Here is a 19,501-nt window from a genome sequence, read left to right as displayed (position 1 = left end):
AATGATGAAATTTCCGAGATTTCTGCTGTGGCTGTGCTGCATGGCTCTTGTGGCATGTAGTGGTGGCAATACGCAAACCCCGCATGTGAGAACCACTCCTGCAAGTGTGATCTTCTCATATCCCATGGATGGGCAAGTGAATGTCAGTCCTTCAACGGAACTGGTGATTCGTTTTTCAGCACCTGTGGTCGACACCCCTGACGAACTCAGCGGGAAAATCCTATGGACCAACAATACATCGGGCGAACCGGTTGACTATTCCGTGGAGTTGGTGGATGAGGGACGCAGCCTCAAGCTCACTCCGGCGTCAGCTCTCGCGGAAGGCATGGTTTACACCGTGACATTCGATGCGCCATTACTGGCGGAAGGTGGCCGAACGATTGCGACGCCAAATGCAGTGGGTGAAGCTGGCATTCAGTTCACGATCAGGCCAGCGCAGTCAGGGATTGCCAGCCTGGATCGAACAGGTAACGAGTTCAGTGTTGCCTGGCGGGTTCCGGAGCAGGGCAGTGCGTTTGACGTCATGAATTTTTCCACATTCCGTCTGGCGATGACCCAGCCGATACATCCGGACTGGAAAACGCTTGGCGGGAAGATTTTACTGGAGACCGAAAACGGCGAGCCGGTGCCTGCGAAGGTGCTGGTCAAGGGACGACGAATCACGGTGGACCCCTGTGTGACGCAGGATCCGGCAGACTGTGGCAGCAAGCAGGACATACTGCAGGCCGGCAAGATCTATACCCTGAAGCTGGAAAATCTGCCCAGTCTGAATGATCCGGATGGTACGCGTTTCAACGGCTCCTTTACCTTTGCGCCCCGCAATACCGGCCCGACGGTTGTATTGCAGCAACAGGTTGTGGACTCTGGCGGGATCATTCGGTCAGTACTCAATGGACGGCCGATCAACGCCATTACCATGAACTCGGTGTTGTTGGGCAAGGCCGGCCCCTCTCAGCAGTCCGGGAGTCTCTTTGCCGAGCTGGCCTATGCGCCGGCCTTTGATAGCAATGAGGCCCTGCCGCTGCGCATCCCGAAAGGCAGCGTGCTGTATAGCAGCAGTCTTGATGTGTTGGTAGGCGGTGTCGTTCCCGCACTTGAAGCAAGCCGGCCCGGTGAGCCCTACGGCTCGCCCCAGAAAACCGGAAATATTCAGGTGGTCATGCTGTCTGACGCGTCCGGTTACCTGAGCCCGAATCCGTATACGACGGATCTCAACGCACCGAGGCTCGTGACACTGTATATGGATATTTCCATGAGCACGGAGGAAGCGCAGCCCAATGCGGCGCTTACTCAGGATCTGCTGGGTGTGGAACTGCGGGGCATTGCGCTGGTTCAGAATGGTGTCCTCACCATTGATGCCATCGGATTGGTGGAGCCTGAACTGCTTGGCAAGGATATGGCCTCTGCCACCATTGCCTTCCATTTGGAGGCTGCAGCGGATTCAGAGGCACCACTGGATGCGGCAGCATTGAGGGTTCTTGATACGACACCTCCGCAACTGAAAAGCTGGACACCGGGCCCGGCTGATGCAATTCCGGCAACCCGGCAGGCCATGCAGAGGCCCGGCGATCCCGTCATTCTGTTCTTCGATGAACCACTGGATCCTGACTCACTGGCCTCGGGTATTGTTCTCAGTGAGGGGGTACCCCCGTCTCCAACCTCAGGATCAGGCAGGATGGGACGGCTGTGATACTGGCACCGGAAGGTGGCCTGAAGGATGGAGTGGATTATGAAATCACCATCAATGGTGTCTCGGATCTCGCGGGCAATGTAGCGGCATTCTCACCTTTGTCATTCAGATTGCCTTCCCTTGGCGACAGCTCTGTCACCCGGCGACCCGCACTGGCATTGACGGTCTACCCCGGCTTCCCCTGTGAAACGGACCACAGTCAGCTGGATTTGGCTGCAGGCATTGCCGGTACATGTTACGCCAAGGGAGGCGCAAATGATGTTCTGCCGGTGCCCCGGATGCCTGCCGATCGCCCGATATCTGTCATGTTTTCCAAGAACATGGATATGAATTCGATCATTCCGGGGCAGACATTCGTAGTGGAAGAGGTTGAGCAGGCCTCTGACCACAGCATTACCGTGTTGGGTGAAGTCAGGGGTCGGCTCGAAAAGAATCTGAGGTCCTTGCGCTTCTTCCCGGATGACCCCTGGAAGGTGGGCGGGCATTACCGGTACATCCTCCGGTCGTCCGAAGACGCGGGTACCTGTGCTCCGGGTAGTTATACATCCATCTGCGATGCAGACGGCCTGGCGCTCAAAACGGATCTGCTTGAAGGGCTTGATGATGGTGGTGCTAACAATGGTCCGGATGACATGGTGATTTACTTCACCGGTTCAGATCCCGTCCGGACTGTGTTTACGCCAACACGCAACCTGCCGGTCCGGGATGTGAATGCCAACTTCATAGTGGACTGTGATAGCCTGGGTGGTACGGACTGTCTGGAGCCTTTTGACCATGAGGGGAATGATACGGATGGTTGGGCACCGTCAGCCAACGCTGCAAAACTGCAGGTCAAGGATAATCAGGCCACGATTGCAGGCAGTACCGTTTCAGCTCGTGTTGGTTGCAAGACAACCGAAAGTTGCCCGAGGAACAAGTTCATCTACCAGACTTATGCGTTGAATACAGAAGTGGTTGGCCCGGGAGTTTACGAGCCTACCGGCGAAGAAGGCATCCTCGTTAATCTGTATCCCACGCTTCTGGCAGCGACTTCAGTCAATGTTTTCACAAAAGTTCCTCTCCTCGGGGAGCAGGAAACGACTACCCATACGCAGGTACTACGCATGCGTTACGCCAAGGATGATCCGAATTGTGTGGGCAGTAGCTGTAGCCGGACTCAACTTGTTCCGGGAGTGATTACGAAGGGTGATCAGGGGCAGCCGGTGTTCAAGACGCGGGCTGAACTTATCCTGGATGCACCGGACATGGCGGTGCCGGTTGGGGGCACGCATGATGTCTATGGCAAGCCGTTCACTCTTGAACTGGAGGGAGATGTCACTTTCCTGGATGACGGGAGAATGCAGATTGTGCAGCGCAACAGTAACTTGGTCGAGATCCCTGTGAGAGCCACCATTGTAGGCTTTCTGAATGTTGATCTTCCGTTACAGATTCCTGTTGAGGGTGTGTATCTGAACTTTATATCAGAACCCGTCAAGACGTTCTTTGCAGGACCCTGAAGGTGAGCTGAGGAGCCCTCGGGCTCCTCAGAAATAACGCTCCATGCTGAGCTGGATGAAGTCATCCCGCCGGACGGACCAGGTGGGGCTGGCGCCAGAGTCGGCGCTGAAGAACCAGGCGTTGACGAACCACTTCCAGTGATTGTCCAGTCGTGCGGAGGCTTCCAGCGCAAAGGTCCGGTCACCGCTGCGATCCAGATCCTGGGTCATGCCGGCGAGGATTTCCGTGCCTTCGGCATCGTTGAAGGTCCAGCGGGCGCCGAGGAAGAGATCGTTCTGGCCGATCACGCCGCTGTCATCGCCACGGTCGTCGAACTGGTATTCCACCAGCAGGCCCAGGTCCTGATCCGTCTCCATGATGCCCACGCGGGTGTATTCGAAGCCGGCGACGCTGGCGAAGTGTTTTTCCGTGCTGTCCCGGCCCAGCATTTCCACCTTCCACAGCCAGTCGCCCAGTGTGGCCTGGGCATCCAGACTCAGTTGTGTCATCTGCGGGTAGTAGGGCACCAGTCTGGGGTTGCTGAACGTACCGGCCAGTTGCAGTTCCGGCTCCCGCTGGGTGCCGCGGAAGGCGGCGACGCCCAGATCCCAGTCGCCCAGTGTGTGTGACCAGCGCAGCGCCAGGTCCACGTGCCGGTCCTTCGCGCCCGACTCATAACGGGCATCATCGGTGTCCACGGGCAGGGCCGGGCGCAGGCGTCCGTCACTGCCGGCGAAGGTCCGCTCACGGAAACCGGGCAGGATGAAGCCCGAGAGGATACCCCAGTCCCGGATCAGTGTACCCTGGATCATGGGCTGGCCGAGCTTGTCTTCGCCATCCGGGGCTTCCACCAGGTCGGTCTGGTTGATCACGTCCACCAGATGCGCGGACTCGGTCACGCCCCAGAATACCTTGCTGACACCGGCACGGATTTCCCAGTCCCGCTCGGCATGAAGCCAGAGCAGTTCGCGGATGTCCGCATGGGTTCGCTCGCTGTCGGCACTGTCCACCCGCAGGAAGGGCCTGACGGTGAGGCTGTCCGTGCGATTGTTCCAGCTCGTGTACCACTCGGGCTCACCATAGACGGAGTATTGCCGGTCTTCCTGATCCGGCCAGGCGGCATCCTGTGTGAAGAGGCGCATTTCCGCGCCAATGTGGCCGCGCCACTCGCTGGCCTGGGCGCCGGCCGTCAGATGGGCGGCCAGCAACCACCCGATGATTCGGTATCCTGTTTTCACGCAGGCCTCCTGTCAGCGGGCACGCTTGAGCGTGGCCTTGTTGAAGTCGGCATCGGTCAGGCCGGTACGGAACTGGAGCTTGTCGGTAAACAGTTCGGTACTCTTGCCGGTCTGATGGTTGATCATGCTCAGGTGATGCGCACGCCAGAATTTGCCTTCATACTGGCGATAGTCCTTCAGCGTCAGGGTTTTCAGCAGGCTGCCCTTGCGGTCATGGAATTCCACCTTGATGGGGCGGTAGTGGGTCTTGTCCACCCAGGTGATGATGCGGGTGTAACCGGAGTACTTGTCCACCGGGGTGCTTTCCATCACGAAGCAGTCCATGCCGTCCACGGTTTCGTCGCGCAGGTAACGGTAGGTGTACTTTTCCACTTCAAAGCTGCTCAGGTCCTCATAGGCAAATTCGCTGCCCATGAAGGGGCCGGACTTGTTGCGTGAGCTGATGCGTTTGACGCGCTTGAGGGCGGGCAGGTAGAGCCACTGTTCGTCAGGCTCGGTGGCGTGGCTGAAGTTGAGGAAGGCGGTGCCGGCCACGTCGCGCGGTTCGTCGAAGATGGTCAGGCCCTTGTCACCGTCACCCTGTACTTCCAGCGACTTGATGCGCATGCGGCGGACGCTTTCCTCGCCCTGGGCGTTACGCAGGATCATGCGGGCCTCGGCCACGGTATCGCCCCAGCCGGTATTGCGGGCCTTGCGCTCCTTGGCGATGGCCAGGCCTTTTTCTTCCGGGGTCTCGGCGTGGACCAGCCCGGCAATGAGGGCCAGCGCCACAAGGCAGGTGTTAAACCAGTTCAGCAGTGTCTTTTGCACGGTGCGTCTCTCCCTTGGTTTGAGTCGTTTTTTCGGTTGTTGTCCGGGTTCCGGTCGGATTGGCCGGCGTGGACTTGCTCTTGTCGAACATGATGAGGATGGCGGGCAGGAACAGGAAGTCCACGGCCAGCGCCGTGACAATGATGATGCCGGTCAGCAGGCCCATGTCGGAGTTGAGGCGGAAGCTGGAAAGCGTGAGTACGGCAAAGCCCACGGCCAGGACCACGGTGGTGACCCAGAGGGCACGGCCCACACTGGCGAAGGCGTAGCGCACGGCTTCCACCGCATCCAGTCCTTCGTCCACCCGGGCATGGCGGTACTTGGACAGGAAGTGAACGGTGTCATCCACGATGATGCCCAGGCTCATGCTGGCCACCACGGCCAGGCCGAGGTTGATCTCGCCGGACACCAGCCCCCAGATGCCGAAACCGATCAGCGCCGGCACGATGTTCGGCAACAGGCTGAGCACGCCCAGCTTCCAGCTGCGCAGCGAGAAGACCAGCAGCAGGGAAATGAGCAGGAAGGCAACGGGCATGCCTTCGAGCATGCTCTTCATGTTGATTTCGCCGATATGGGCAAACATGAGCGACGGACTGGCTGCTTCCATTTTCAGATCCGGGGCGTGTTCACGGAACCAGTCTGCGGCCCGGGTTTCAAAAGCGGTGAATTCCCTGGAGCCCAGGTTCTTCATGGTGGCAACGAGGCGCACCGAGGACTTGTCGATATTGAGCTGGTTGTTCAGGTCAAGGCCGTAGGGCAGGGACATCTCATACATGAGCAGGTACTGAGCGGCCAGCTCCTGGTTTTCGGGCAGCCGGTACCAGGCCGGGTCGTCGCCATGCATGTTCTTGTTGAGGCGTTTGAACGTATTGGTGATGGTGTCCACATGGTCCACCTCCGGCTGGCTTTCGAGCCACTGGGCAAAGGCATCCAGTTTGGCCAGTACGTCCGGATTGTTGATGCCGCTGGGCTTGCCGGTGTAGATGGCAAAGTCCATGCGTGACATGCCGCTGACGTTGTCCTGCATGAAGTCCACGGACTGGCGGAACTCGGTATGCCTGGCGAAGTATTTCACCGCCTCGTCATTCACCTTGTTCAGGGTGATGAAGCTGGCAAAGACCACCATGAGAATGGTCATGACGGGCATCAGCACCTTGTGATGACGGATGACCCAGTCCCCGAAGGCTTCCATGCGTGTGCTGCGAAGCTCCACATGCTTCACCCTGACGGGCAGAACCATCAGCAGCGCCGGGAGCAGGGTCACGGTAAATGCGAAAGCGAGCATGACACCCAGCGCGGTGACGTTGCCCAGATCCCGCAGTACCGGTACATCGGAAAAGTTCATGGTCAGAAAGCCGATGGCGGTGGTGGCGCTGGTGATGAAGATGGGCATGAGGTTGATCTGCATCGCGTGGCGCAGCGCATCGGCCTTGCTTTCGCCCCGGCTCATGCGGAAGAGCATGGTGGAGATGAGGTGCACGCAGTCCGCCACGGCCAGTGTCATGATGATGGTGGGGGCGTTGACGGTGGCCGTGCTCAGGAAGATGCCGGACCAGCCCGTGAGGCCCATGGTGGCAATGACGGACAGGACGATGATGAAGACGGTACCAAAGGTGCCGGTGAAGGATTTCATCATCAGGATGAGCATGATCACGATGGCCAGGAACATGAGCGGAATGAGGGTCTGGCCGTCACGCTGGGCTTCGGAGGCAAAGCTGTAGTTCATCAGTACCGTGCCCGCGTGGTAGATCTCGATATTCGGGTAGTCTGCCTGCAGGCGCCCGGTCAGATCCTTCACGAAGCCGACGATTTTCATGATCTTGGCGGTCTTGTCTTCCTCCGGAAGCTGCACGGTAATGTTCACCACCGCCACATGCCCCCGGTCGGACACCAGCCGTCTGACCAGATTGGGCTCGCTGAGCGCCACTTCCCGCACTTTTTCGATCTTTTCCGGCGTGAGGTCTTCCGCATCCAGGATCAGGTCTTCCACGAGCAGATCGTCACCCTCGGCTTCCGTATGCTGGAAGTTGGCAATGGAGTCGACCCGGGAGGAGAAGGGCGTCTGCCAGGCTTCGTCAGTCAGGGTCTTGATGAAGGTGAGGGTTTCCCGGGTGAAGACGTTGCCATCCTTCGGCGCCACCACGATGGCCACATTTTCGTTTTTGCTGAAGATGTTCTGCATCTTCTCGTAGGCCACAAGCTGGGGGAAGTCTTCATCAAAGTAGATCTTGTAGTCCCCGCGGAAATAGAGATTCTTCGCACCGTAACCAGCGGCGGCGACCAGCAGGATGCCGATCAGCAGTGACAGCCAGGGGCGCATGAGAATGGTGTCCAGCCAGAAGCGTTTCATCGGGCGTCTTCCTGTGCGTGTTGAGGCGAGTTGAGGGTTTCGAGTTCTTGTTTGAAAAGCGTCTGGCCAATCCGGTACCAGACCGCGCGGTAATCATGTTCGCCGGAGAGCGGACGCCAGCCCATGCCATCCAGCAACAGGTTGATGTTGAACAGGGAGGCCTGTTCCCGGTCCAGTTCCTTCAGGTTGGAGCTGGCTTCCGCCGAGAGCAGGGCGCTGGTGCCAAATGCCGTGGCCCAGTGGGCAAACATGAGCTGCTGCGGGCTGATGCCATCCGGCACCGTGAGGTCCCCGGCAGCGATGGCCGCCTGCATGAGCGAGGTGCTGAGGCTGAGGATGTCCTGCTCCAGTTCCTGCATCTGAACCATACGCGCCGGGCTGGTTTTTTCCGTGACGGCAGGCGTCTTGGCCGACAGCACGCACAGGAAGAGGGTCGGATGCAGGCGGGCGTAGAGCTGGTAGGCAAAGTGGCCGGCCAGCGCCCGTTCCCGGGTGCAGCCATCAAAGGTCAGGGCGCGGTTGAGATAACCCATCTCCGTGCGCATGGCACGGATGCAGAGGGCGGAGATCAGGTCTTCCTTGCTGCTGAAATGGTTGTAAACCGTGCCCTTGGAATAGGCGCAGCGGCTGACGATCTTGTCCATGGTCAGGCCCGCGAAGCCGTGCTGTTCCACAACCTGTTCGGCAATGTCCAGCAGGTGGGCCTCGCGTTCAGCCACATCCACCCGTCCGTTCTTCTTGAAACGGCGGATGGGGCAGGCGTCATCGCGCCTGGGTTCGCGTTTGCAGAAGACCATCGTGATCCTGTGTTGACGATTCGTCAAGTTGACGTTTCGTCAATAATAAGGAGATGGATAAAATTTGCAACAGGCAGCTTAAAAATTACGGAACTGAGAATGGAGAAAGTGCCACCTATTCGAGAATCGAAATCCCGCCGGACGCTTCATCTTCCTTGAGCACGGGGAAGAAGATGGGGCCGAGCCTGATTTTCGGATGCTTGATCAGAATATGGGTCATTTCCGGAACGATGACACTCAAAAGCGCGTGGGCACTGTTGAGGGCTGACCGGTTCAGACTGCTTCCATGGGTGGCTGCGCCGTGAATGAGCTGGTTGCGCAAGAGATACAGTCGGTCAAAGATGATGAGCAGTCCATGCGCCGTGTCGCCCTGACGTATTGCGGTTTCTGCATCCAGCGCTTCCTGCCCCAGATACTGCTGCCAGCGCGTGTTTTGACGCCGGCCTGTCACTTCGTCCCAGAAGGGGCGAAATACAAACTTGTTGCGGAGCAGAGGGCGCACATGGTCGCTGTAGAGATTGACCAGCGTTTCCTGTAATCGGCCTTGCTTGTCCTGCCTTACGATATCGACCAGGAAATTCTTGAACATACGATGATCAGCCAGTTGTTCTTCCGAACTGACGGCGTAGAGCGAGTTGAACGCCATCCACAGGAAAAGGAATGCCGCATCCGGATCATCCGGTTCTTGCTCGGCACGCGAGATCCAACTGATGGCACGCCATAATCGTGTGCGTTGGCTGTTGGCCTTCATGCGTTGATATTTGGCGTTGAAAAGCGCCTTGAGCTCTGAGCTGTTCATTGGCTTCCCACCTTGCCCTGTCCTCGAAAATGACAGTCCAGAGAGAAGCTTAGCCGGTTAACGCGAGATTTCCATTGGTTACAAAAAACAACATGCTCAAAGTTAGGTGTTCTTGCGGCCATTTACTATGCTTGCGAAAGGTGGTCATCCACATATGGTCTCATGGGTGGTCGGAGATGCTTTGTCTGCGGCATGGTTAACTATGGAAAAGTTTGGAGTTGTTAATGACAGAAACTTCTGCGGATGGTCGACAGCCAAACGTGACGGTGATCTTGTTACTGCACTTTGCAATAATAACTTCTGTCATAGCTTTGGCGTGGGTGGACTTTTATGACTTGAAAGTGATGATGTTTATAGACGATGGAATCAAACAATCCTTAGTTGCGCTTGGATCCGCTAAAGTTTTGAACGGGATAGTGGGGATGCTTGAATCCTCCCAGATAAGTTTTTCATTTGGAGCAGGAGGATCCTTGGATGTTGGTAACCCGAGTTCGACATAAAAATTCGTAACCTGTTGTTTTATTGAGGGTCGAATTTCAAACGCTTCACTACATTGAGCGTTTTATGACCAGATTCAGGCCGCAGGCTTCGGCACCTTGAGGCTCTTTAACAACTCAAGTTGTGTTGCATCCAGCGTAGTCACGCCGGTCAGCAGCTTTCCATTCACCGTAATCCGGTGCTTCTGGATACGGGTCAGCATGTCCAGGCAGCGTTCCGGAGAGGTGTCCGAGCCGGCCGCTCGCATCCGCATCCGCATCACCCGGTGCAGCACCAGCGCCAGGAAGCAGATCAGGGCGTGAGCACGGATGCGCTGGGGCAACCTGTGGTACATGGGACCGATTTCCAGTTCGGACTTGAGCACCCGGAAGCCACGTTCGATATCGGCCAGCGCACGGTAGCGGCTGACTATGTCCTCCGCCGGCAGATCGCGGACATTGGTGACCAGCATGAGCTTGCCATCAAGCCGCTCCAGCGCCCTCTGGCGGGGCGCCCGGAGCAGATAGCCCAGCTCTCCGCTGTCCAGATCCACTTCCATCAGGTGGCTCATGCCCGCCGCTTTCACGGCCGCATGCAGTCTGGCGATGGCTGCCGTTTCGGACAACCGGCGTCCCCGTACGGGTGCGCCGGCTTCCTGCATGTCCAGCCGGTCAAAGAGCCCGCGTGCCAGGGCGCGCAATTCGTCGAGTTGTGTCTGGCGTGCCGCGCGTTGCTGCAACGCCATGTCCTCGCGGTGATCCACAACCAGACGTCGGTCCTGCCAGCAGGTTTGGTCCGTCCAGTCCGGTGTGCCTTCCCCGTGCTGGTCATGCAGGGGGGTGATGACATCTTCCATGTCACCGTAACGGGAAGCGGGCACGGCCAGAATGTATTCCAGGGGCTGCCCCGAAGGCAGACGTACGCCCTCCAGCGCCTTCAGATTCTCAAGATTCAGCAGTCCCCGGTCGGCCACAACCACCACCCGCTGTACCGGATAGCGTTCGCATACCCGGGTCAGCATGGGCTGCAGGGTGGAGGCTTCGCTGACGTTGCCCTCGAATACCTCGTGAGCCAGCGGGATGCCGTCCGCTGTCTGAATGAGCCCGATGACCACCTGGCGGGCCAGTCCGCCAGACTTGCTGCGGCCGTACCGCCTCAGGTCGCCTTCCTGCTCGCTGTCGCCTTCCGCCGTCACCGTGGTCAGGTCATAGAAGACCACCGACAGCGCGTCATCCAGAAGCGGCCGGATCTGTCCGGCCAGCACTTCCTCGATACGATCCTGCTTCTGCACCAGCACATCCATGGCGCGCAGCAGGTGCTGATGGGTGATGTGTGAGGTATCCTCGGGAAAGGCCACCGTCTCCAGCCAGCGCAGCACCCCCAGTTTGGATGCCGGATTGCAGAGGCGGTTGAACACCATGATCCGGAGCAGCTGTTCCACATCAGTGGTGCGGGAGGAGGAACGAAAGACCCGGCGCAGCAGGTCGAAGCCCAGCTGCTGCCAGAGTGACTGCAGGACATGGATGTCACCCAGACTGCGCGCGGTATCGAAGGCGACACGCAGATCTTCGGGGGCATTGCCTTCGGTGCGGCCAAGGAGCTTGCCCAGACTGTTGATCAGGGCATCGGCTTCGGCGATGACCTTCTCGTAGCGGCCCAGGGTGGCGAGAGTTTTCTGGCGCGGCCTGCCCTGCTCGTCGCGATAGGCTTCAACGAGCTGGACATAACGTCTGGGGCCGGACTTGGTGATGCGTAGGTACATGGCACTACATTATCAAAACGCAAGATTTTTTCAACAGGCTTATTATAACATAACCATGCCACTACATGATTTTTCAGGCCTATTGGCTATAAGTGCCTGATTTGACGACCTACCAGTCTCTGAAAAAGGGGGTTTTTGAGGAAGAAGTGTCGAACTCGGGTGGTAAGATACTGAGTCCAGCGAGAGAACTCATTGACCAATTTGCTGAGATTATGGAGTATGCGATTGGTTCGCTCTTGATTCAGAAAATGTTGATCACAATATCGGCGAGTAAATTTTTTAAAATTCTTGTTTCTGTCTTGGGGCTTGTTCTTGTGGCGCTTGTCTTTTTGGCTAAAAAATTCAATGCATTTCATATGCAAGCCAATTTTGCGTATAAATTGTTTTTAACATTTTGTTGTGCAAGATTTTTCTTTGTTCTGGTTTTTGGTATGTCGACAGCTTTGGAGGAGTCCTATGTGAGACGTATTGAGATTGATAAGCTGAGAGAAATTGAGGATGCATCGAGAAAAATTGGCTTGATGGACACGCTTTCTCCAGAAGAAAGAATTAAAAAAGAAAAAATCGAATCGGAGCTGAACTCTATTTCAGAGTCAAAGACCAAGAAATGGAATGAACTGGATAATGTGTTGAGAGAGATAGAAGCTAACGCGAAAAAAGGAGAGAGCCTGATTCCTCAGCATGATGGTGACAGCCAAATGAACGGGCAGGCTGAAGAAAGTGACATCAGTTTATGGGATGCTATTTTCGGATCTTCAGAATATGCGTCGTACGACGAGGAAACAAATAAAAAGTTTATGGATTGGCGTGCTGAAACACAAAGATTGGATGAGAAAAAGTCTCAACTGGAACAGGATATTGAGGCTATGAATGAAAGGGAAGATGAGTTGCGAGAAGAGTTGGATGATATTGGTGGTGGGCTGATCAGGGCAATTAAAAATAAAGGCCTGAATATTTTTGATTCGGCTACAGAGGCAGTCGGGGCAGCTGCCGACGCTGCGCTTGAGTTAACTATCGTATTTATTTTCAAGGCCATACTCATGCCTTTATTCTTTATGTGGTGTGGTTACCTAGTTATGCAAAGATTGTGGGGGATTGATATCGGTCAAGCTCCGACGTTGAGGAATGTTATGGTAACTCAGAGGGCATGAACTTTTTATATTGAAATAGATCCAAGACGCCACTTGCAATGATTGCTCGAATGGATCGGCTCGGGGCGTTATGTCTACTAAGTTCAGTTTTTGATTCAATCATACTCTCCCGGTGCGGGGTTCTGTCTGAACCCCACACCGGAAGTTGATCACACCACCGTGACCCTGCCCTTGAGCATGTTCATCTGACAGTGAAACGGGTACTCCCCGGGCGTGGGCCAGGTGGCGGTGAGGGTCACCGTTTCATTCAGCGGCAACGTTTCCGTGACACCGGCACCTTCCAGCACCACCTGTTCGGCACAGGGAGACGGATCCTTGCGTGTGAACGTGAGCGTGACCGGCTGGCCCGCCGGCACACAGAGCTGTGCCGGGGTATAGGCACCGTTTTCCACCGAGATCTGCCATTGGGTCTGGGGTTTCAGCCCCGCCTGTGCGGGTTTCCAGAGCCAGAACCAGTACACCACGAATACCGCAAGGCCAATCAGTACGAGGTTGAGCAGCATCATGTCAGTGTCCTCCCTTGACAGATGAGGGTTTGAACAGGCGCAGGCGGTTGGCATTGGTCACCACCGTCACCGATGAGAGGGACATGGCTGCCCCGGCCACGACGGGATTGAGCAGCCAGCCGGTGAACGGGTAGAGCAGGCCCGCGGCAACGGGAATCCCGAGCACGTTGTAGATGAAGGCACCAAAGAGGTTCTGGCGGATATTGCGCACGGTGGCGGCAGAGATTTCGATGGCATCGGCGACACCGTGCAGGGAGCCGCGCATGAGCACCACGTCCGCACTTTCGATGGCCACATCGGTGCCCGTGCCGATGGCAAAGCCCACATCGGCTTCGGCCAGAGCCGGCGCATCGTTGATGCCGTCTCCCACCATGGCGACTTTCAGTCCCTGGGCCCTGAACTGATGCACATGGTGGGCCTTGTCCTGTGGCAGGACTTCCGCAATCACTTCGTCAATCCCGGCCTGACGGGCCACGGCTTCAGCAGTGGCGCGGACGTCGCCGGTGAGCATGACGACCTTCAGACCGCGCTGGTGCAGGCGGGCAATGGCGTCCCGGCTGTCGGGCTTGATGGGATCAGCCACGGCGATCAGACCGGCCGGCCGCCCCTCCACCGCCACAAACAGCGGGGTGGCCGCCTGGGTCGCATGGGCGTCAGCCTTGGCCTGCCAGGCGGAGAAGTCCATGCCCTGTTCGCGGAACCAGCGTACCTGTCCGATCTGAACACGCTGGCCGTTGACCAGACCCTGAACACCCTTGCCGGAGAGTGCCTCGAACTGGCTGACCTCGGGCAGTTCCAGTCCCCGCTCCCGCGCTGCTTCGACTACCGAGAGCGCCAGCGGATGCTCTGAGGCCTTCTCCAGTCCGGCTGCCAGTTGCAGCAGGGTATTTTCATCCAGCGTATCGGTTTCGATGGCCACGACCTTGGGGCGACCTTCGGTGACCGTGCCGGTCTTGTCCACCACAATGACATCAAGCTGGCTGGCGGTCTGCAGCGCATCGCCGTTACGAATGAGCACTCCGGCCTCGGCCGCCTTGCCCACGCCGACCATGACCGACATGGGCGTGGCCAGGCCCAGTGCACAGGGGCAGGCAATGATCAGCACGGTTGTCAGGGCCACCAGTGCGTGGGAGATGCGCGGATCCGGGCCGAAGTTGAGCCAGACCAGTGCGGCGGCAATGGCAATGAGCATGACCACCGGCACGAAGACGCCGGAAATCTTGTCCGCCAGACGCCCGATGGCAGGCTTGGCATTCTGGGCCCGCTTGACCATCTGGATAATCTGCGCGAGCGCCGTGTCCTTGCCGACGCGGGTCGCCCGGAAGACAAAGGTTCCGGAGGTATTCAGTGTGCCGGCGGCCACGGTGTCTCCGGGTTGCTTCTGGACGGGCACCGGCTCACCCGTGAGCATGGACTCGTCCACCAGGCTCTTGCCTTCGGCCACTTCGCCATCCACGGGAATTTTCTCGCCTGGCCGGACACGGATCAGATCTCCCACCTGGACGGCTTCGACCGGGATATCCAGTTCCTGGCCGTCACGCACCACCCGGGCCGTCTTGGCCTGCAGGTCCAGCAGCCGCTTGATGGCTTGGGAGGTCTTGCCCCGGGCACGGGTTTCCAGCGCCAGACCAAGGTTGATCAGACCGATAATCATGGCGGAGGCTTCAAAGTAAACATGCCGGGCTTCTGCCGGGATGGCCTCCGGAAAGAGCACCACGGCCATGGAGTACAGCCAGGCCACGCCGGTACCGGAGGCGACCAGGGTATCCATGTTGGCCGTATGGCCCTTGAAGGCGCTCCATGCGCCCTTGAAAAAATGGCCGCCGCTCCTGACGAGCACACCCAGTGTCAGCAGTCCGATGAGCAGCCAGACCCAGCGGCTGGTGCCCATTCCCACTTCCATATCACCGCCGAACAACCCGTAGAGCATGAGCGGGACGCCAAGCAGCAGGGCAACGGTCATGTCACGCAGACGGGCCTTGTAGAAGGCCTGTTCAGCCGCTTCTTTCTCATCCAGGGCACTGTTTTCGTCACGGATGGGGGTGGCCCCGTAACCGGCCGCTTCCACGGCCTTGACCAGGGCGTCCACCGGCGCCGTACCTTCGACCATGGCCGTGCGCTCGGCAAAGTTGACGGCGGCGCGGCGAACGCCGGGCACGCTGTTCAGTGCTTCTTCAACCTTCTGGACGCACGCGGCACATTTGACACCGGTCAGAATGAACTGGATGGCGTCGCCCTCTGCCACCGTGCTCCCGGCTGCGCCACCATGGCCGGAATCGGCGCCGGCCTCCGTACCGGTCCGGGAGGGCTCGATGTGGCAGGCCGGCGGTTCGCTGGCGGTGTCAGGCACCGGCGTGGTGGGGTAACCCAGCTCGGTGACACAGGCCGCGATCTCTTCCGCCGGCAGGGAGCCGGTGACCACCATGGTCTTCTGTTCCAGGTCAATGGACACCTCCTCCACACCCGGCCGGGCCTTGAGTGCATCCGTGATTTTCTTGACACAACTCTGGCAACCCATGCCTTGCACACTGAAGTGCATGCGGTTGCCGACGGAAAGATCGTTCATGCAAATATCCTCCTGGCGATTATTCGCCGATGTCCTGCAGGTACTCGGTGGGGTAACCCAGGTCAGTGACTTCCTTTGCGATGGCATCGCTGTCGAGGTTGTCGCCGGTCACGAACAGGCGTTCGGAAGCCTTGTCCACCTTGACATCGGTAATGTTGGGGTGGGCCTTGAGCGCCTTGGTGATCTTGTCGATACAGGCCTGGCAACCGACTTCAGTGATGCGGAAATGGTAGGTCTTTGACATGTCATTCTCCTTCTCAGGTGGTTTGGAATGCGGTGGCAGTTTCGGTGACATCCTGGTCTTCCTTGTCCCAGTGTTCAATGAGCCGGCAGATGGTGTGGCCGTCCGGCTGACCGTCCGGCATGGTCCGCCACGCCTGCATGGCCTCTGCCATGCGGTCGCGCAGATGGGTCAGCTCCTCGATCTGGGCGCTCACCTCGGCAAACCGGCGTTCGAACAGGTCACGGACCAGCGGGCAGGGTGAATGTCCCTTGTCCGCTTCCTTCAGTATGTGGGTGACTTCCTTCAGAGAAAAGCCCAGCTGGCGGGCCTTGCGGATGAAAACGAGTGTCCGGTAGTCCTCGTGTCCATAGAGCTGATAGCCGTTGTGAGGATTCCGGTGGGGATGGAGCAGTCCCTGCCGTGTGTAGTAGCGGACGGTTTCCGGGGTCACCCGGGCCTTTTCAGCCAGTTCGCTGACACGCATGTTGTACCCTCCATTACGATGATGAGGTCAGTGTACAACATGCGTGTAGGACATAGGTCAAGCTTTAAGGTTTCGTCGACTCCGCAGACCGGGCAGGATGACCAGAAACACCGCCAGCGCCAGGATGCCGCCGGTCAGCGGGCGTTCCCAGAGAAAGGACACGCCGTCATACAGCTGCAGGCTCCGTGCGAAGTTGTTTTCCAGCATGGGGCCGAGGATGAAGCCGATCAGCAAGGGTGCCAGCGGGAAACCGGCGATGCGCAGCAGGGTGGCCAGTACCCCCAGGCCGATCAGGATTAGCAGTTCCGTGGCGTTGTTTTGCCCGATATAGACCCCCATGAGCGTAAAGAACAGGATGAAGGGGATCAGGAAGGTGCGCGGCACCGTGAGCAGTTTGGCAATGTAGGGAATCAGCGGCAGATTGAGAATCAGCAGCACCAGATTGCCGATGTACATGGACATGATCACACCCCAGAAGACTTCCGGCTGGTCGATCATGAGCCGTGGGCCCGGTGTCACATTCAGGGCCACCAGAGCGCCGAGCAGGATGGCGGTCGTGCCGCTGCCCGGAATGCCCAGGGTCAGCAAGGGCACGAAGGAGCCGGTGCAGGCGGCATTGTTGGCGGTTTCCGGCGCCGCCAGTCCCTTGATGGAACCCTTGCCGAACTCGGCCTGCTCTTCGGGCTTGGCCAGGTTGCGCTCCACGGCATAGCCGAGAAAGGAGGCGATGGTTGCACCTGCACCGGGCAGCACGCCGATGAGAAATCCCTGAATGGATTGTCGTCCGATGACTGGTGCGATGGCGCGGGCTTCTTCCCGGCTGATGCGCAGGTTGCGGATTTCGCTGTCCTGTTCGCCGGGTGTCTTGGAGCGCGAAGGATCGAGAATCAGCAACAGGGCTTCCGGCAGGGCAAACATGGCCATGGCCAGGGTGATGAAACCGATTCCGCCCTGAAGATCCAGCATGCCGGCGGTAAAGCGGGGCTGGTTGAACAGGGCAGATTCGCCGATGGTGGCCAGCATGAGACCGACAACCGTCATCATCAGCGCCTTCACCACATTGCCCTGGCCGGCAAAGGCCGCGATGGCGGAGAGCCCCAGTACCATGAGGGCAAAATATTCTGCCGAGTGAAAGAGCAGGGCCACGCTCGCCAGCATGGGGGCAAAGATCATCAGCAGTACCGCTCCGAAGGTGCCGCCGCAGAAGGAGGCAATGGCGGCAATGGTCAGCGCCTTGCCCGCCTGTCCCTTGCGGGCCATGGGGTAGCCGTCGAAGGCCGTGGCGACCGTGCCGGCAACCCCGGGGGCGTTGATGAGGATCGACGATGTGGAGCCGCCGAATATGGCACCGTAATACACGCCGGAGAGGAGTACCAGTGCGGCCTCCGGATCACCCAGCGTGATGGCGACGGGTATCATGATGGCGATGATGGACATGGGCCCGAGCCCGGGCAGCATACCGATGAACGTCCCGATCAGGCATCCGCCCACGACCACCATGAGCATTTTCAGAGAAAGGAGGGTTTCGAGACCGGTCAGCAAACCTTCGAGCATGTCAGTGTCCTCCGGACAGGGCGGGCCAGGGCCGCATGTAAATGCCCAGCACCGGATCCACCAGGTACCAGATGCCTCCGGCAGACAGCAGCGCCACGGACACCAGCAGCAGCCAGCGCCGTTCGCCGAGCAGGGCAGCGACACCGATGAGGAACAGGACCGTGGACAGGATGAATCCCAGAGGTGCCAGCAGCAGGGCGTACAGCACCATGGCGATCAGGGTGAGCCCCACCTCCAGCCAGCGGTATGTCGCCAGTTTGCTGCGGCGGATTTCGGCAAGAGGCTGTGGCGCATGAAATAGCTGCAGGATGGCCAGAATCAGACCAAGAATGGCCAGGACCTTGGGGAAGGAACTCGGCCACACGGGGCTGAAACGTGCAAAGGGTGGCATGGCTGCATCCAGCACAAACCAGGCGGCATAACCGTATGTGAGACAGAATGCCAGCACGAAGAGGGAAAGCCAGCGTTCAAGTGTCATAGCAGACTCCGTGAAACGTCGGAACTAATCGGAAAACAGGCCCCTCGGGGCCTGTTGTGGTGTGGTCTGCGGCAGGTCCGGAGGCTCAGAGGAAACCGAGCTTGCGCATCAGATTGCCGATAACCTTTTCCTGCTGTTCCAGGAAGGCGGTGAACTCATCGCCCGGGTGGAAGATGTTGACCCAGCCGTTGCGGGCACGGACAGCTTCCCATTCCGGGGTGTCATACATCAGGCGAAGGGCCTTGATGAACTGCTGACGCTTGGCTTCGGGCAGGCCCGGAGCGGCAAAGAATCCGCGCCAGTTGACGAACTCGGCGTTGTAGCCCTGTTCCTTGAGTGTCGGTGCATCCGGTGCGACGTCCTGACGTTCCGGGGCCGTGATGGCCAGGATGCGGACTTCTCCGGACTGTGCCAGACCCACCGCTTCGCCGAAGCCGGTCGAAAGCAACTTGATCTCGCCCGACAGCAGTGCGGCCATGGCCTTGCCACCGGCGTCATAGGGGATGTACTTGACTGCGGTGGGATCCTGGCCCGCCGCTTCGAAAGCCATTGCGGCCACCAGATGATCCATGCTGCCGGGGACCGAACCACCGCCCACGGCGACGCTGCGCGGATCCTTCTCGAAGTCCTTCACCACATCGCTGAACGTCTTGTAGGGTGAGTTTTTGGACACCACCAATGCCTGATAGTCACCGATGGTACTGGCGACCATGGTCAGGTCCCGGAAGCTCTGGGGAAAACCTTGGTGAGGGAGCGGATCACGATGGGCGTGGAGTTGACCATCAGGGTGTCCTGATTGCTGTCGGCATTTTCAATCAGGTAGGCAATGGCCTTGCCGCCGCCGCCACCGGACATGTTCTCGTAGCTGGCCGTGCCGATGATGCCGGATTTGGTCAGGGCTTCGCCGGTGCCTCGGGCAGTGCCGTCCCAGCCGCCACCTGCGCCGCCGGGAATGAGGAAGTGGATGCTCTCAAGCACGCGTTCGGCAGCCTGGGCCGCCGGTGCCAGTGCCACGGATGCGCCCAGGGTCAGCGCAGCCAGGACGGAACGAAGGGAAGTGGTTTTTTTCATGTTGACTCCGGTTGTTATTGTTGGATCTCACGGCATCCAACATACGCACGCTACCTGTGGCTGACCAGA

18 protein-coding genes are annotated in these 19,501 nt (G+C 58.6%); 4 read left to right on the top strand and 14 right to left on the bottom strand.

The window, feature by feature from the left end:
- Window position 1: 1 nt before the first annotated feature.
- A complete protein-coding gene (locus AAIA72_RS11120) occupies window positions 2-1,690 on the top strand; it encodes an Ig-like domain-containing protein (RefSeq protein ID WP_369600385.1) in 1,689 nt (562 codons plus the stop codon).
- Window positions 1,687-3,186, top strand: coding sequence for a hypothetical protein (locus tag AAIA72_RS11115; RefSeq protein ID WP_369600384.1), 1,500 nt, complete (start codon window positions 1,687-1,689; stop codon window positions 3,184-3,186). The genes AAIA72_RS11120 and AAIA72_RS11115 overlap by 4 nt, the downstream gene beginning before the upstream one ends.
- Before the next feature lie 27 nt (window positions 3,187-3,213).
- Here AAIA72_RS11115 and AAIA72_RS11110 read toward each other — a convergent pair whose 3' ends face one another.
- The 5 genes from AAIA72_RS11110 to AAIA72_RS11090 form a co-directional block, all read right to left on the bottom strand.
- Complete coding sequence (locus AAIA72_RS11110; RefSeq protein WP_369600383.1) at window positions 3,214-4,404, bottom strand: hypothetical protein; 1,191 nt, start codon at window positions 4,402-4,404, stop codon at window positions 3,214-3,216.
- 12 nt (window positions 4,405-4,416) lie between these two features.
- Window positions 4,417-5,175: an outer membrane lipoprotein-sorting protein gene (locus AAIA72_RS11105; protein WP_369603001.1), complete on the bottom strand. Its 759-nt coding sequence runs from the start codon at window positions 5,173-5,175 to the stop codon at window positions 4,417-4,419.
- Between the two features lie 10 nt (window positions 5,176-5,185).
- Window positions 5,186-7,564, bottom strand: a complete 2,379-nt coding sequence (locus tag AAIA72_RS11100) for an RND family transporter (protein ID WP_369600382.1) — start codon at window positions 7,562-7,564, stop codon at window positions 5,186-5,188.
- Window positions 7,561-8,361: a TetR/AcrR family transcriptional regulator gene (locus AAIA72_RS11095; protein ID WP_369600381.1), complete on the bottom strand. Its 801-nt coding sequence runs from the start codon at window positions 8,359-8,361 to the stop codon at window positions 7,561-7,563. Before AAIA72_RS11095 ends, AAIA72_RS11100 begins: the two co-directional genes overlap by 4 nt.
- A 115-nt stretch (window positions 8,362-8,476) precedes the next feature.
- Window positions 8,477-9,160 (bottom strand): hypothetical protein, encoded by a 684-nt coding sequence (locus AAIA72_RS11090; RefSeq protein ID WP_369600380.1) that lies wholly within the window; start codon window positions 9,158-9,160, stop codon window positions 8,477-8,479.
- A gap of 224 nt (window positions 9,161-9,384) precedes the next feature.
- Between AAIA72_RS11090 and AAIA72_RS11085 the strand changes: the two genes are divergently transcribed.
- Window positions 9,385-9,660: a hypothetical protein gene (locus AAIA72_RS11085; RefSeq protein WP_369600379.1), complete on the top strand. Its 276-nt coding sequence runs from the start codon at window positions 9,385-9,387 to the stop codon at window positions 9,658-9,660.
- A 74-nt stretch (window positions 9,661-9,734) separates the two neighbouring features.
- Here AAIA72_RS11085 and AAIA72_RS11080 read toward each other — a convergent pair whose 3' ends face one another.
- Window positions 9,735-11,399 (bottom strand): IS1634 family transposase, encoded by a 1,665-nt coding sequence (locus AAIA72_RS11080; RefSeq protein WP_369600378.1) that lies wholly within the window; start codon window positions 11,397-11,399, stop codon window positions 9,735-9,737.
- Between the two features lie 101 nt (window positions 11,400-11,500).
- Between AAIA72_RS11080 and AAIA72_RS11075 the strand changes: the two genes are divergently transcribed.
- Entirely contained in the window at window positions 11,501-12,550 is a 1,050-nt protein-coding gene (locus AAIA72_RS11075) for a hypothetical protein (RefSeq protein WP_369600377.1), read from the top strand.
- Between the two features lie 149 nt (window positions 12,551-12,699).
- Here the strand turns inward: AAIA72_RS11075 and AAIA72_RS11070 are convergent, their stop codons facing one another.
- The 8 genes from AAIA72_RS11070 to AAIA72_RS11035 all read right to left on the bottom strand — a co-directional run bounded on the left by AAIA72_RS11070 (window position 12,700) and on the right by AAIA72_RS11035 (window position 19,432).
- A complete protein-coding gene (locus tag AAIA72_RS11070) occupies window positions 12,700-13,056 on the bottom strand; it encodes a cupredoxin domain-containing protein (protein WP_369600376.1) in 357 nt (118 codons plus the stop codon).
- Between the two features lies 1 nt (window position 13,057).
- Window positions 13,058-15,622, bottom strand: coding sequence for a heavy metal translocating P-type ATPase (locus AAIA72_RS11065; RefSeq protein WP_369600375.1), 2,565 nt, complete (start codon window positions 15,620-15,622; stop codon window positions 13,058-13,060).
- Between the two features lie 19 nt (window positions 15,623-15,641).
- The gene (locus AAIA72_RS11060) at window positions 15,642-15,866 is read right to left on the bottom strand and encodes a heavy-metal-associated domain-containing protein (protein ID WP_369600374.1); all 225 of its coding nucleotides are present in this window, start codon (window positions 15,864-15,866) and stop codon (window positions 15,642-15,644) included.
- Between the two features lie 13 nt (window positions 15,867-15,879).
- Window positions 15,880-16,329, bottom strand: coding sequence for a MerR family transcriptional regulator (locus tag AAIA72_RS11055; protein ID WP_369600373.1), 450 nt, complete (start codon window positions 16,327-16,329; stop codon window positions 15,880-15,882).
- 57 nt (window positions 16,330-16,386) lie between these two features.
- Entirely contained in the window at window positions 16,387-17,883 is a 1,497-nt protein-coding gene (locus tag AAIA72_RS11050; protein ID WP_369600372.1) for a tripartite tricarboxylate transporter permease, read from the bottom strand.
- Window position 17,884: 1 nt separating this feature from the next.
- Complete coding sequence (locus AAIA72_RS11045) at window positions 17,885-18,361, bottom strand: tripartite tricarboxylate transporter TctB family protein (protein WP_369600371.1); 477 nt, start codon at window positions 18,359-18,361, stop codon at window positions 17,885-17,887.
- Window positions 18,362-18,446: 85 nt separating this feature from the next.
- Window positions 18,447-19,073, bottom strand: a complete 627-nt coding sequence (locus tag AAIA72_RS11040; RefSeq protein WP_369600370.1) for a tripartite tricarboxylate transporter substrate binding protein — start codon at window positions 19,071-19,073, stop codon at window positions 18,447-18,449.
- 2 nt (window positions 19,074-19,075) lie between these two features.
- On the bottom strand, window positions 19,076-19,432 hold the full coding sequence (locus AAIA72_RS11035) for a hypothetical protein (RefSeq protein WP_369600369.1): 357 nt from the start codon (window positions 19,430-19,432) through the stop codon (window positions 19,076-19,078).
- Window positions 19,433-19,501 lie beyond the last annotated feature (69 nt).

The organism is Thermohahella caldifontis (genome assembly GCF_041153465.1).
Taxonomy (GTDB): Bacteria; Pseudomonadota; Gammaproteobacteria; order Pseudomonadales; family Oleiphilaceae; genus Thermohahella; species Thermohahella caldifontis.
Note: the sequence above shows the minus strand (reverse complement) of the source record. Positions and strands in the feature narration are given on the sequence as shown.